Origin of the sequence: Exiguobacterium sp. SH0S7 (assembly GCF_004337195.1) — a bacterium.
Lineage (GTDB): Bacteria > Bacillota > Bacilli > Exiguobacteriales > Exiguobacteriaceae > Exiguobacterium > Exiguobacterium aurantiacum_A.
The window spans coordinates 1-13,347 of sequence record NZ_SJVA01000010.1 but is presented as its reverse complement, the minus strand read 5'-3'; the positions used below and the strand labels follow the sequence as shown (position 1 = coordinate 13,347).

Genomic DNA, 13,347 nt, shown 5'->3' with positions numbered 1-13,347 from the left:
GAGGGGACACTCGATGCGCCAGTTAGACGTTAACATGGAACAACTTGAAGAACGCGTTGTTACCGTAAACCGCGTCGCGAAAGTTGTGAAAGGTGGCCGTCGCTTCCGTTTCGCCGCTCTCGTAGTCGTAGGTGACAAAAATGGTCACGTCGGTTTCGGTACAGGTAAGGCACAAGAGGTGCCAGAAGCGATCCGCAAGGCTATTGAAGCCGCTAAGAAAAACATGGTTCAAGTACCAATGGTTGGTACAACAATTCCACACGAAATCACAGGAGTATACGGAGCAGGTCGCGTATTCATGAAACCTGCTTCTGAAGGTACTGGGGTTATCGCCGGTGGTCCAGTTCGTGCAGTGCTCGAACTTGCAGGTGTAGGTGACATCCTTTCGAAATCGCTTGGATCAAACACACCGATCAACATCGTCCGTGCGACGGTCAAAGGCTTGACAGAGCTTAAAAAAGCAGAGGAAGTTGCTAAACTACGCGGTAAAAGCGTAGAAGAACTTCTTAAATAAGGGAGGGAACTAGACATGGCGAAACTCGCAATCACCCTCACACGCAGCACAATCGGTCGTCCCGAGGATCAGCGTGTAACAGTACGTACACTTGGTCTTCGCAAAATGCATCAAACCGTCGTTGTCCCTGACAACGTCGCGATGCGTGGTATGATCAAAAAAGTGTCGCACCTTGTGACTGTAGAAGAAATTAACGAATAATATCGATTTTAATAATAAGGAGGTGCCACTATGAAACTCCATGAATTGAAGCCAACTCCAGGTTCGCGTCACGAACGCAACCGTGTCGGTCGCGGTATGGCGACTGGTAACGGTAAAACTTCTGGCCGTGGACATAAAGGTCAAAAAGCTCGTTCAGGCGGTGGCGTTCGTCCAGGGTTCGAAGGTGGACAAAACCCACTTTACCGTCGTCTTCCAAAACGCGGTTTCAACAACCCTACTCGTAAAGAGTATGCAGTTGTTTCCCTAGACACGCTTAACCGTTTCGAAGCAGGTACTGAAGTCACTCCAGAACTCTTAATCGAGACTGGTGTCGTCAGCTCTGCTAAAGACGGAATCAAAGTACTTGCTAACGGCAAGCTTGAAACAAAATTAACTGTTAAAGCCAACAAATTCTCGGGTGCAGCGAAAGAAGCGATCGAAGCAGCTGGCGGTTCAGTTGAGGTGATCTGATGTTTCAGACGATCTCCAATATGTGGCGCGTGAAAGATATTCGACAGCGTATTCTCTTCACACTCGCAATCATCATCATTTTCCGCATCGGGGCCCATATCCCGGTGCCGATGGTGAATACGGATGTGTTGCGTTTTGACTCAGGAGGTCTACTCGACTTCTTGAACTTGTTTGGAGGAAATGCTTTACAGAACTTCTCCCTGTTCGCAATGGGGATCATGCCGTACATCACGGCATCGATCGTTGTACAACTTTTACAAATGGACGTCGTTCCGAAGTTTGCCGAATGGGCAAAACAAGGCGAGTCCGGGCGTAAGAAGCTAGCGACGGTCACGCGCTATGGGACGATCATGTTAGGGTTTGTTCAAGCGACATCACTGTCATTTGGATTTAACCGTCTCTATCCAGGTCTCGTCAATGAGACGTGGGGAACGGCAACCTATTTCGTGATCGCGATTGTACTTACTGCAGGTACGGCGTTCTTGATGTTCCTCGGTGAGATGACAACGGAGAAAGGTGTCGGGAATGGTATTTCCGTTATTATCTTCGCTGGTATCATCGCTGGGTTCCCAAGAATCTTCACGCAGATTTACGAGACGAAGCTCCAAAATGCTGGAGATGCGTTATTCATTAACATCGTTTACTTGGCTGTGCTATTGCTCGTTATTCTTGCTGTGACGGTTGGGATCATTTATGTTCAACAAGCGGCACGTAAGATTCCGATTCAATACGCTAAGCGCACGGCGAACCGCACCCCTGTGGGCGGTCAGTCGACGCACTTGCCAATCAAGCTAAACGCTGCTGGTGTCATCCCGGTCATCTTCGCGATTTCCTTCATGGTGACACCGCCAACTGTTGCAAGCTTCATTGCTTCTCCGGAAACGACGCAGAAGTTGCAGACTTACTTCGATACGACATCTCCAATCGGAATGTCAATCTACGTAGCGCTCATCATCGCGTTCGCTTACTTCTATACATTTATTCAGGTCAACCCAGAACAAATGGCAGAAAACCTGCAGAAGCAAGGCGGCTATATTCCTGGGATTCGTCCTGGGGCGCAAACAGAACAGTACATCACGAAGTTGCTCTATCGATTGACTTTCTTCGGAGCGATTTTCCTATCGCTCGTCGCGATCATGCCGACAATCTTCATTAAGCTTGCCGGTCTCCCAACTTCGGTGCAAATCGGAGGGACGAGCTTGTTGATCGTAATCGGGGTAGCCCTTGAAACGATGAAACAAATCGAAAGTCAACTCGTAAAACGACACTACAAAGGCTTTATCCGTTAAAGCGGAAGGAAGGGCTCTCCCTTCCTTCCTGTCGTGTTTACGATGTGTTGTGAAAATCAAAACTGGAGGCTAACTGAGATGAATCTAGTACTCATGGGCTTACCGGGTGCAGGGAAAGGGACTCAAGCGGCTAAAATCGTCGAAGAGTACCAAATCCCACACATTTCGACAGGCGACATGTTTCGTGCGGCAATCAAAGGCGGAACGCCACTTGGTAAAGAAGCTAAATCGTTCATGGATAAAGGTGAACTCGTACCGGATGAGGTAACAATCGGAATCGTACGTGAACGCTTGAGTCAAGATGATACGAAAAACGGTTTTTTACTCGATGGATTCCCGCGTACTGTTGCTCAAGCAGAGGCACTCGAAAGTTTGCTTAAAGATTTGGGGAAACAGATCGACCACGTCGTCAACATTGATGTGGCTGCGGAAATTCTCGTTCCGCGTTTGACAGGTCGTTGGATCTGCCCGACGTGTGGAGCGACATATCATGTGATCTTCAACCCACCAAAAGTGGAAGGCATCTGTGATGTGGATGGGTCGGCACTCATGCAACGTGAAGACGATAAAGAGGAAACGGTTCGCCGTCGCCTTGACGTCAACATCGAGCAATCGAAACCACTTATTGACTTTTATGCAGAAAAAGGGTATCTTCGTACATTGGATGGAGATCGTCCAATCGATGTCGTTTATGCCGATGTTAAAGCGTTACTCGGTGATACTGAATGATCATCACGAAGACGCCTCGAGAAATTGCGATTATGCGTGAGGCTGGGCAAATTGTTGCTCGAACGCACCAGGTGCTCAAAGAGCACATCAAACCAGGTATTACGACGCTAGAGCTCGACCGGATTGCGGAAGATTACATTCGCAGCCAAGGTGCGACACCGTCGTTCAAAGGCTACAACGGTTTTACCGGTAGTGTTTGCGCTTCAGTGAACGAAGAACTTGTTCATGGAATTCCCGGAGAACGGGTATTGAACGATGGAGATATCATCTCGATCGACATCGGTGCCTACTATAACGGATACCATGGAGATTCCGCTTGGACTTATCCAGTGGGAACAATCTCAGAAGAGACACAGCGGTTGCTTGACGTAACCGAAGAAAGTCTGTATAAAGGATTGGAGCACGCCAAGGCTGGACTGCGATTGACAGACATTTCGCATGCGATTCAAGCGTATGTTGAATCTCATGAGTTTTCTGTCGTCCGTGAGTATGTCGGTCATGGTGTCGGTCAAAATTTGCATGAAGAACCGCAAATTCCGCACTATGGTCCACCGGGGAAAGGGCCGCGCCTAAAGACTGGGATGACGTTAGCCATTGAACCAATGGTCAACGCTGGTCAACGCTATGTTCGAACGCTGGCTGACAACTGGACAGTTGTGACAGTGGACGGTAGCATGTGCGCCCACTTTGAGCACACCATCGCCATCACAGACGATGGATACGAGATTTTAACGAAACTCGATTCCGGTGAATGAGGCTCTATTGTTGCGTGCTGATCCGTTATGGATCCTTCTCTCACAGTACTGTACAATAGATCGTCTGTGCTCCTAAATATCTTCATATAGAAAGGGGAATAAATGATGGCGAAACAAGATGTCATTGAAGTGGAAGGCACTGTTATCGAACCACTTCCAAACGCAATGTTTAAAGTGGAGTTAGAAAACGGCCACACGGTGCTCGCGCACGTCTCAGGGAAAATTCGGATGCACTACATTCGAATCCTTCCAGGCGACCGCGTAACTGTCGAGTTGTCTCCGTACGACTTGACTCGCGGGCGAATCACGTACCGTTATAAGTAACTCCGATTTTTCCAGGAGGAGGGTATAATCATGAAAGTAAGACCGTCGGTAAAACCGATCTGCGAAAAATGTAAAGTTATTCGCCGTAAAGGAAAAGTAATGGTAATTTGCGAAAACCCGAAACACAAACAAAAACAAGGTTAATCTAAGAGGAGGTGCACACATGGCACGTATTGCTGGTGTAGATATTCCGCGCGAAAAACGTATCGTTATTTCGCTCACATACATCTTTGGTATTGGTAAAACAAAAGCACAAGAAATCTTGAAGACTGCAAACGTATCTGAAGATTCACGCACACGTGATCTTACAGAAGACGAAATCAACCGCATCCGTGAAGCAATTGACGGAATTAAAGTTGAAGGTGACCTTCGTCGTGAAGTTTCACTCAACATTAAGCGTTTGATCGAAATCGGCGCCTACCGCGGTGTCCGTCATCGTCGTAGTCTCCCTGTTCGCGGACAAAACACGAAGAACAACTCGCGTACTCGTAAAGGCCCACGCCGTACAGTAGCGAACAAGAAGAAGTAAAGGAGGGAATTGAACAATGGCGAAACGTAAGCAAAATGTACGTTCAAAACGTAAAGTCAAAAAGCATATTGAAGTCGGTGTGGTACACATCCGTTCTACATTTAACAACACAATCATCACAATCACTGACACGCAAGGTAACGCGATCTCATGGGCTACTTCTGGTAACCTTGGATTTAGAGGATCACGTAAATCGACACCGTTCGCAGCACAATTGGCTGCTGAAACTGCAGCGAAAGTTGCAATGGACAACGGTATGCGTACAGTAGAAGTTAATGTTAAAGGTCCTGGTGCTGGACGTGAAGCGGCAATCCGTGCCCTCCAAGCTACTGGTCTTGAAGTAACTGCAATCCGTGACGTAACACCTGTTCCGCACAACGGTTGCCGCCCTCCAAAACGTCGCCGCGTATAATCGTTTGTGCGTGTGATGGGCTTACCTAGCACGAACAACATATACAATGCAGCGCAAGCTGCGTGGCAGGATACACTCAAGGAGGGGTTCAGATGATCGAGATTGAAAAACCAAAGATCGAAACGGTCGAAATCAGCGAGGATGCTACGTTTGGTAAATTCGTGGTGGAACCGCTTGAACGTGGATATGGCACTACTCTCGGCAACTCACTGCGTCGAATTTTATTGTCATCGCTTCCTGGTGCAGCGATTACGGCGGTTCAAATCGATGGCGTGCTTCACGAGTTCTCAACGATTGACGGAGTCGTCGAAGACGTCACCCAAATTGTTTTAAACCTCAAGAAGTTAGCGCTCAAAGTGTACTCGGAAGAAGAGAAAACGCTTGAGATTAACGTTTCAAGTGCCGGTGCTGTCACTGCGGCAGACATTACCCATGATAGCGACGTTGAAATCTTGAATCCTGAGCTCCACATCGCGACTCTCGCTGACAATGCGACGCTTCGCATGCGTTTGACTGCTCGCCGTGGTCGTGGTTACGTCCAGGCAGAAGATAACAAACGTGATGATATGCCGATTGGTGTCATTCCAATCGATTCGATCTATACACCGATTCAACGCGTGAACTACGAAGTAGACAAAACACGTGTCGGTCAAGATGCTAGCTTCGATAAGCTTCTATTAGACGTGTGGACAGATGGTTCAATCCGTCCGGAAGAAGCAGTATCGCTTGGAGCGAAAATTTTGACAGAACACTTGAATATCTTTGTTGGTTTGACTGACGAAGCTCTCAATGCAGAAATTATGGTCGAGAAAGAAGAAGACCAAAAAGAAAAAGTACTTGAAATGACGATCGAAGAACTCGATCTCTCAGTTCGTTCGTACAACTGCTTGAAGCGCGCCGGCATCAACACTGTTCAAGAACTCGCAAACAAATCAGAGGAAGAGATGATGAAAGTCCGTAACCTCGGACGTAAATCACTCGAAGAAGTTCAACTCAAGTTGGACGAGCTCGGTTTGGGCTTGCGTAAAGAAGACTAAGTTCAACCGAAGGAGGGAAATGTAATGGCTTATTCGAAACTTGGCCGTACAAGCTCGCAACGCAAGGCTCTTTTGCGTGATCTTGCAACTGACCTTATTATCAACGAGCGCATTCAAACAACTGAACAAAAAGCGAAAGAACTTCGCCCAGTCGTTGAAAAATTAATCACTCTTGGAAAACGTGGCGATCTTCATGCCCGTCGTCAAGTAGCTTCATTCGTTCGCAAAGAGAGCGCTGGAGAGAAAAACGCAATCCAAAAATTGTTCGAAGACGTGGCACCACGCTACGCTGAACGTCAAGGTGGATACACACGCATCATGAAAGTCGGCCCACGCCGCGGTGACGGTGCGGAAGTCGTAATCATCGAACTCGTCTAATTCATTAGGCAGTCAACAGGGCATGCGGTCACGTATTGCCCTGTTTCCACATCGGAAAGGAGTCGACAGATGGAATCTCAAATTATGGTACGCGATGTCGTGTTTCGTTACCCGGGACAAACCGAGCCAGCCTTAGACGGGTTGTCACTCGATGTATACAAAGGGGAATGGCTCGCCATCGTTGGCCATAATGGTTCCGGCAAGTCGACTTTGACGAAGTTGTGGAACGGGCTTTTGCTTCCTCAGGAAGGAGAGGTCCGGGTTGAGACGCTCGATCCGACGGACGCCACAGACGTGTGGGACGTTCGTAAACGGATCGGTGTCGTCTTCCAAAATCCCGACAATCAGTTTGTCGGGGCGACCGTGCGCGATGATGTGGCGTTCTCTCTCGAAAACATGGGACTTCCACGTCAAGAAATGGTTCGTCGAATTGATGACAGTCTAGCGCGCGTTGGATTATCGGAACTAGCGGACCGTGAACCGCATCAGTTATCCGGTGGACAAAAGCAGCGTGTTGCGATTGCTTCGGCTCTCGCAATGCGCCCGCATGTCCTCGTGCTCGATGAAGCTACCTCGATGCTCGACCCGATTGGGCGTAAAGAGGTGTTACAAACGGTACAACAGCTCGTCTCAGAAGGGATGACCGTTGTCGCCATTACACACGAGCTCGACGAAGTGTTGTTTGCCGACCGTATCATTGCCCTGTCTAAAGGGAAAATTGCAATGACCGGTACACCAGAAGACGTGTTTAGAAATCCGGAAGCGTTACGTGCCATCCAACTCGATGTGCCGTTTATCGTACGGATGCAACTCGAACTGAAGGAACGGGGCATACCACTCGATCGTCTGATGCTACAACATTCGGAGTTGGTGAACCATCTATGCCGATTAGCATTGAAGAAGTGACTTACCAATATCAATTGAATACTCCGTTTGAACGAACCGCGCTGCGCGATGTGAATGTATTTATTCCGTCGGGGGCGCTTGTTGCGTTTCTTGGCCATACCGGCTCTGGGAAATCGACACTCGTTCAGCACATGAACGGCTTACTGCGACCGACAAAAGGTCGTGTCGTCGTGGATGACATTACAGTACGTGCGATTACGAAGCGTCGCGATAAAAAGCAAAGTCTGCTTCCGCTTCGGCGCCGCGTTGGGCTCGTCTTTCAGTATCCCGAGCATCAACTGTTTGAAGAGACGGTCGAACGCGACGTGATGTTTGGTCCCCGCAACTTCGGTGCGACGGAGGCTGAGTCGAAAGACCGGGCCCATGCTGCCCTGCGCCTTGTCGGTCTTGATGAAACGTTATGGGACCGTTCCCCGTTCGATTTGTCGGGCGGACAGATGCGACGTGTCGCGATTGCTGGCGTGCTCGCGAGCCGTCCGGACGTCTTAGTCGTCGATGAACCGACGGCGGGACTCGACCCGCTCGGCCGTCAAGACATGCTGGCGCTGTTTAAACGTTTAAAAGAAGAACTCGACTTGACGCTCATCCTCGTCTCGCATGACATGGATGATGTGTTGACGTATGCGGAACGTGTCGTCGTCATGGAACAAGGACGAGTCGCCTTCGATGGTGACCCGTTCGAACTGTTCAAGGACGAGTCACTCGTTCGCTCGTTGCAACTCGACGTCCCGAACGTGCTTCGACTCGCGCTTGAACTCGCACCGGCGTTCGGGGTCGAGCCTCCATCCCTTCGGACGGAAGTCGAACTGGCGGACTGGATTACGGCCGAGTTGAGAAAGGGGGGAGCCATATGATCATCGGGCAATACATTCCCGGTCATTCATGGCTGCACACACTTGACGCTCGGGCCAAAACGCTGTTCATCCTCGGGTTTATTCCAGTCGTCTTCTTGGCCGACAATTTGTGGACGAACGTGTTTTTACTCGCGTTCACGTTATTCGCGGTCAAATTGTCTCAGTTGTCATGGCGCTATTTATGGAACGGTTTGAAAATGATTTTATTTTTGATCGTGTTCACACTCCTGTTGCAACTGTTCTTTAATCGGGAAGGGACGCTGCTCGTTTCACTCGGTCCGTTCTCGATTTATTCGGAAGGGGTGAGAATGGGCTTGATCGTCTCGCTCCGTTTCTTCTATCTCGTCATGTTGACGACGCTTGTCACCTTAACGACGACGCCGATGGAACTGACCGATTCGATTGAAGCCGGTCTTCGTCCCCTCGAACGCATACGAGTGCCAGCACACGAGATCGCCCTGATGCTGTCAATCTCGCTTCGTTTCTTGCCGACGCTAGCCGACGAGACGGATCGCATCATGAAGGCGCAACAGGCGCGAGGCGTCGATTTAAAGAGTGGTCCGATTAAAGATCGGTTAAAAGCGGTCGTCCCGCTCATGATCCCATTGTTCGTGTCCGCGTTTAAGCGGGCTGAGGACCTTGCCACGGCGATGGAAGCTCGCGGGTACCGTGGGGGTGAAGGGCGGACGAGGTGGCGTGAGATGACGTGGGAACGGCGCGACACAGGATTGTTGATCGTGTTTGTCTGCTTGACGCTCATTTTGATTGGATTGCGAGGTATAGGATGAGACGGGTTAAATTGACGATTGCTTATGATGGGACGAATTATGCGGGCTATCAAGTCCAGCCAAACGGCAATACGGTTCAGGCCGAAGTCGAGACGGTTCTTGCGAAGATGCATGGTCAAGCGATGAAAGTCGTCGCTTCTGGGCGGACGGATGCCCGTGTTCACGCTAAAGGTCAGGTCATCCACTTCGATACGCATTTATCGATGCCGGTAGATCGTTTTGTCAAAGCGTTGAACGCGATGTTGCCAGATGATATCCTTGTTTGTTCAGCCGAAGAAGTAGATGCTTCTTTCCATGCCCGCTACGGTGCGAAACGGAAAGAGTATCGTTACTTCATTCGCACTGACGTTGATCCGTTCCGCCGCCATCATGCCGTGACGGTGACGTATGCGCTTGACCGGGAACGGATGCGTCAAGCGCTCCGTTCACTCGTCGGGACACATGATTTCACTTCGTTTTCGGTGACGAAGTCAGAAGTGGTGGACCGTGTCCGCACGATTTATGAAGCGGAACTCGTTGATGCGGGAGACGAAATGTACTTTCGCTTCGTCGGATCCGGCTTTCTGTACAACCAAGTTCGGATTATGGTCGGTACGTTAATGGAGGTTGGTAGAGGGAAGTATGAGCCGGCCGATGTGAGTCGAATGCTCGCGGCGAAAGACCGCCGCAGTGCTGGGATTACGGCTCCACCGCACGGTCTATATTTATGGAATGTGAATTATAAAAAAGTAGATTGACATTCCCCTTGTAAAAACGTATCATATTCATTGGCATTTCATTTTCACATTGAGAGATGAACCACAATCTTAGCCCCGTAAACTAGGATTATGATAAAGCATCAAACAAGCATTAAAAAATTCAAATGAACAGACATTTTAGGAGGTATTCCACATGCGCACGACATTCATGGCTAAAGCATCTGAAGTAGAACGCAAATGGCACCTTATCGATGCAGAAGGCAAAACACTCGGTCGTATGACTAGTGAAGTAGCATCACTTCTTCGCGGTAAGCACAAGCCAACTTTCACACCACACGTTGATTGCGGAGACCACGTCATCATCATCAACGCTGAGAAAGTCAAATTGACTGGTAACAAACTGAACGACAAGATGTACTACCGTCATTCAGGTCATCCAGGCGGCTTGAAATCACAAACTGCAAAAGAGCTTCTTGCAAAACGCCCAGAGCGTATGCTTGAACTCGCGATCAAAGGGATGCTTCCAAAAGGATCGCTCGGTCGTCAACAATTCACTAAACTCCACGTTTACGCTGGAGCTGAGCACAACCACGAAGCACAAAAACCAGAAGTTTACGAACTTCGCGGTTAATCGGGACACAAGGAGGAACTAAACGATGGCAGATGTACGTTACTACGGAACTGGCCGCCGCAAGCACTCGGTGGCTCGTGTTCACCTCGTTGCAGGTGACGGCAAAGTTGTTGTAAATGGCCGTGATATTTCAGAATACTTCGGTCATGAGACTTTGATCATGATGGCAAAATCACCACTCGTATTGACTGAAACAGAAGGTAAATACGATATCATCGTTAACGTTAACGGTGGTGGATTCACTGGACAAGCTGGAGCGATTCGCCACGGCGTATCACGTGCGCTTCTTCAAGCGGACCCAGAATTCCGTCCAAGCCTCAAAGAAAAAGGCTTCTTGACTCGTGACGCACGTATGAAAGAGCGTAAAAAATACGGTCTTAAAGCAGCACGTCGCGCACCACAGTTCTCGAAGCGTTAATCTTCGAACAGTTTGGTCTAAACTCTTCGCCTTTATGGGCGGAGAGTTTTTTTTGTTGCTCGAGAAATAGTCGGTTTTCGTTCCCTCAAGAAAACGCTTTTTTTGATATACTGTTATCGAGACAGAAATTAGGGGGAAATGACATGCTTACAGTAGAACAAGTTCGTGAAGAACTAGCAGGGTTGGTCGATCCGACGATCAATCGTACGCTTGGAGATACAGCTGGCGTGAAAGACGTCCGAATTAAAGAAGACTATGTCAGCGTGAAAGTGGCACTCGGTCAGACCGGGAGCGGGGAACAGCTTCAGTTGCAACAAGAGATCGTCACATTGTTGAAAGGAAAAGGCTTTAAGACGGTCGGCCTTCGTTTCGAAGCGCTAAATGACGAAAGTTTACAAGAAGCGACAAAACCGGCTATCCTTCGTGAAAACTCAGGAACGACGTTCATAGCAATCGCTTCAGGAAAAGGCGGCGTCGGGAAGTCGACGGTGTCGGTCAACTTGGCGGTCGCGTTAGCACGTGCCGGTAAAAAGGTCGGCTTGATCGATGCCGATATTTACGGGTTCAGTGTCCCGGATATGCTCGGGATTGAAGAACGTCCCGTCGTCCGAGGTGAAAAAATCATCCCGGTCGAGCGGTTCGGGGTAAAAGTCATCTCGATGGGCTTCTTCGTCGAAGACAATGCGCCGGTCATCTGGCGCGGACCGATGCTCGGGAAGATGCTCAACAACTTCTTCAATGATGTGGAGTGGGGCGACCTCGACTACTTGTTGCTCGATTTACCGCCAGGGACAGGTGACGTCGCGCTTGATATCCACTCGATGCTCCCGTCATGCCAGGAGTTGATTGTAACGACACCTCACGCGACCGCTGCGTTCGTAGCGGCTCGAGCGGGTGCGATGGCAATCAAGACGAACCATAAAGTGCTCGGAATCATTGAGAATATGGCGTACTTCGAGAGTAAGGTAACGGGCGAGAAAGAATACGTCTTCGGTTACGGCGGCGGCGAAAAATTATCAGAAGCGCTCAAGAGTAAACTGCTCGCGCAAATCCCGCTCGGTCAGCCGTATGACAACGAAGACGACTTTGCGCCTTCGGTCTACCGGGATGGGCATCCGTTTGAGACAACATATGATGAATTGGCGCAATCGGTCATTCAACAAATAGAAGGGTGAATGGTTAGCAGATGAAAGTACAAGGTTTTTTACGTTTGTTTTGGACGACGCTCGTTTTCGGGACGCTATTTGGGTTCCTGATGAATATACTCGCCAATCCGGGTTATTTGGTCAGTCAGTCGTGGGAAGCGATCGTGACGGCACTCAGTTACTCGAGCACGTGGACGGGAATCAGTATGATGGGCTTTTTTGCCTACTTGATCGTCCACCGTGTCGGCTTGGATTTATTCCGCGGAGCGAAACTGTGGAATCGAGTTCAAGTGCTCTTGATTGTATTCGCGTTATTTGACGCGGTCTATCTACGCATGCTCGCATTTGGAAATGATCACATGTGGCGTTATATCGGAGAGATGCTCGTCCTAGTCGTCGTGTCGTGGATCGTAGCGACGAGCAAGGCGAGACAGACGAACGCGAGTGCATTTATCCCCGCGCTCTTCTTGATGATCGTCATTACGTTGATTGAGTGGATTCCGGCACTGCAAGCGACAGATGAGATCGCTCTTCTATGGCCGGCACTTGCGACGCTCGTGTTCGCCAACGCTTACCAAGTGTTGATGCTTCATCGTTTCCAAGCGCCAGCGCACGGTGAAGCAGTGTCAAAATCGAATAGTGGTCCTAAAGAGTCATTAAAGACGAAGAAACGCGTCTCGTCCAAATCGTCGTAATGTTCTCTTGCCAGTGATGAGCTCAGGTGATTTCGCCTGAGCTTTTCCATTGGTTAAGAAGGGAGTCCACGGCCGATTTAAGCGTATCGAAATAATTTTTGAAGCAATCAAAGTTTTTTTAGAAAAACAGTTGACGAATAGTGCAGGCATTGATATATTAATAAACGTCGCTGCTGTTCAAATTTGAGCAACAGAAAAAAGTGGAAAAATAATAAAAAACGGTTGACTTTAAAAAGTGAACTCGCTATTATTAAAAAGTCGCTAACACGACAACATTTGGTCTTTGAAAACTGAACGATGAGGCAAAAAAGTTTTACAAGTTTTGATTGAAGCGCAAGCTTCGTCATTTTCAAGAGCTATATCAAATTCTTTGGAGAGTTTGATCCTGGCTCAGGACGAACGCTGGCGGCGTGCCTAATACATGCAAGTCGAGCGCAGGAAATCGACGGAACCCTTCGGGGGGAAGTCGACGGAATGAGCGGCGGACGGGTGAGTAACACGTAAAGAACCTGCCCTCAGGTCTGGGATAACCACGAGAAATCGGGGCTAATACCGGATGGGTCATCGAACCGC

The 13,347-nt window shown here is 49.1% G+C and carries 20 protein-coding genes and 1 rRNA gene; all 21 read left to right on the top strand.

The window, feature by feature from the left end; translation table 11 throughout:
* Window positions 1-13: 13 nt before the first annotated feature.
* Window positions 14-514 (top strand): 30S ribosomal protein S5, encoded by a 501-nt coding sequence (gene rpsE / locus EVJ22_RS12465; protein ID WP_016508948.1) that lies wholly within the window; start codon window positions 14-16, stop codon window positions 512-514.
* Window positions 515-529: 15 nt separating this feature from the next.
* On the top strand, window positions 530-715 hold the full coding sequence (rpmD, locus tag EVJ22_RS12460) for a 50S ribosomal protein L30 (RefSeq protein WP_016508937.1): 186 nt from the start codon (window positions 530-532) through the stop codon (window positions 713-715).
* A gap of 30 nt (window positions 716-745) precedes the next feature.
* Window positions 746-1,186 (top strand): 50S ribosomal protein L15, encoded by a 441-nt coding sequence (gene rplO / locus EVJ22_RS12455; RefSeq protein ID WP_021066618.1) that lies wholly within the window; start codon window positions 746-748, stop codon window positions 1,184-1,186.
* Window positions 1,186-2,475: a preprotein translocase subunit SecY gene (gene secY / locus EVJ22_RS12450; RefSeq protein ID WP_070329240.1), complete on the top strand. Its 1,290-nt coding sequence runs from the start codon at window positions 1,186-1,188 to the stop codon at window positions 2,473-2,475. Before rplO ends, secY begins: the two co-directional genes overlap by 1 nt.
* A gap of 78 nt (window positions 2,476-2,553) precedes the next feature.
* Complete coding sequence (locus tag EVJ22_RS12445; protein WP_070329239.1) at window positions 2,554-3,204, top strand: adenylate kinase; 651 nt, start codon at window positions 2,554-2,556, stop codon at window positions 3,202-3,204.
* Window positions 3,201-3,959: a type I methionyl aminopeptidase gene (gene map / locus EVJ22_RS12440; RefSeq protein ID WP_131444036.1), complete on the top strand. Its 759-nt coding sequence runs from the start codon at window positions 3,201-3,203 to the stop codon at window positions 3,957-3,959. The genes EVJ22_RS12445 and map overlap by 4 nt, the downstream gene beginning before the upstream one ends.
* 105 nt (window positions 3,960-4,064) lie before the next feature.
* On the top strand, window positions 4,065-4,283 hold the full coding sequence (gene infA / locus EVJ22_RS12435) for a translation initiation factor IF-1 (protein WP_035386112.1): 219 nt from the start codon (window positions 4,065-4,067) through the stop codon (window positions 4,281-4,283).
* 30 nt (window positions 4,284-4,313) lie between these two features.
* A complete protein-coding gene (rpmJ, locus tag EVJ22_RS12430) occupies window positions 4,314-4,427 on the top strand; it encodes a 50S ribosomal protein L36 (RefSeq protein ID WP_003156543.1) in 114 nt (37 codons plus the stop codon).
* 19 nt (window positions 4,428-4,446) lie between these two features.
* Entirely contained in the window at window positions 4,447-4,812 is a 366-nt protein-coding gene (gene rpsM, locus EVJ22_RS12425) for a 30S ribosomal protein S13 (protein ID WP_035386113.1), read from the top strand.
* A 16-nt stretch (window positions 4,813-4,828) separates the two neighbouring features.
* Window positions 4,829-5,224 carry a 30S ribosomal protein S11 gene (gene rpsK, locus EVJ22_RS12420; RefSeq protein WP_070329238.1) on the top strand — a complete coding sequence of 132 codons (396 nt, stop codon included), beginning with the start codon at window positions 4,829-4,831 and terminating at the stop codon, window positions 5,222-5,224.
* Window positions 5,225-5,316: 92 nt separating this feature from the next.
* Entirely contained in the window at window positions 5,317-6,261 is a 945-nt protein-coding gene (locus tag EVJ22_RS12415) for a DNA-directed RNA polymerase subunit alpha (RefSeq protein ID WP_070329237.1), read from the top strand.
* Window positions 6,262-6,285: 24 nt separating this feature from the next.
* Window positions 6,286-6,639, top strand: coding sequence for a 50S ribosomal protein L17 (rplQ, locus tag EVJ22_RS12410; protein ID WP_016510776.1), 354 nt, complete (start codon window positions 6,286-6,288; stop codon window positions 6,637-6,639).
* A 69-nt stretch (window positions 6,640-6,708) separates the two neighbouring features.
* Entirely contained in the window at window positions 6,709-7,545 is an 837-nt protein-coding gene (locus tag EVJ22_RS12405) for an energy-coupling factor transporter ATPase (RefSeq protein ID WP_070329236.1), read from the top strand.
* Window positions 7,521-8,399: an energy-coupling factor transporter ATPase gene (locus EVJ22_RS12400; RefSeq protein WP_071398654.1), complete on the top strand. Its 879-nt coding sequence runs from the start codon at window positions 7,521-7,523 to the stop codon at window positions 8,397-8,399. The genes EVJ22_RS12405 and EVJ22_RS12400 overlap by 25 nt, the downstream gene beginning before the upstream one ends.
* Window positions 8,396-9,187 (top strand): energy-coupling factor transporter transmembrane component T family protein, encoded by a 792-nt coding sequence (locus EVJ22_RS12395; RefSeq protein WP_070329234.1) that lies wholly within the window; start codon window positions 8,396-8,398, stop codon window positions 9,185-9,187. The genes EVJ22_RS12400 and EVJ22_RS12395 overlap by 4 nt, the downstream gene beginning before the upstream one ends.
* Complete coding sequence (gene truA / locus EVJ22_RS12390) at window positions 9,184-9,924, top strand: tRNA pseudouridine(38-40) synthase TruA (RefSeq protein ID WP_071398653.1); 741 nt, start codon at window positions 9,184-9,186, stop codon at window positions 9,922-9,924. The genes EVJ22_RS12395 and truA overlap by 4 nt, the downstream gene beginning before the upstream one ends.
* Before the next feature lie 154 nt (window positions 9,925-10,078).
* Window positions 10,079-10,516 (top strand): 50S ribosomal protein L13, encoded by a 438-nt coding sequence (gene rplM, locus EVJ22_RS12385; protein ID WP_016510784.1) that lies wholly within the window; start codon window positions 10,079-10,081, stop codon window positions 10,514-10,516.
* A gap of 25 nt (window positions 10,517-10,541) precedes the next feature.
* Complete coding sequence (gene rpsI, locus EVJ22_RS12380) at window positions 10,542-10,934, top strand: 30S ribosomal protein S9 (protein ID WP_070329232.1); 393 nt, start codon at window positions 10,542-10,544, stop codon at window positions 10,932-10,934.
* A 143-nt stretch (window positions 10,935-11,077) separates the two neighbouring features.
* Window positions 11,078-12,109: a P-loop NTPase gene (locus tag EVJ22_RS12375; RefSeq protein WP_071398652.1), complete on the top strand. Its 1,032-nt coding sequence runs from the start codon at window positions 11,078-11,080 to the stop codon at window positions 12,107-12,109.
* 11 nt (window positions 12,110-12,120) lie between these two features.
* The gene (locus EVJ22_RS12370) at window positions 12,121-12,774 is read left to right on the top strand and encodes a KinB-signaling pathway activation protein (protein WP_071398651.1); all 654 of its coding nucleotides are present in this window, start codon (window positions 12,121-12,123) and stop codon (window positions 12,772-12,774) included.
* A 367-nt stretch (window positions 12,775-13,141) separates the two neighbouring features.
* A 16S ribosomal RNA gene (locus tag EVJ22_RS12365) occupies window positions 13,142-13,347 on the top strand; the annotation flags it as partial.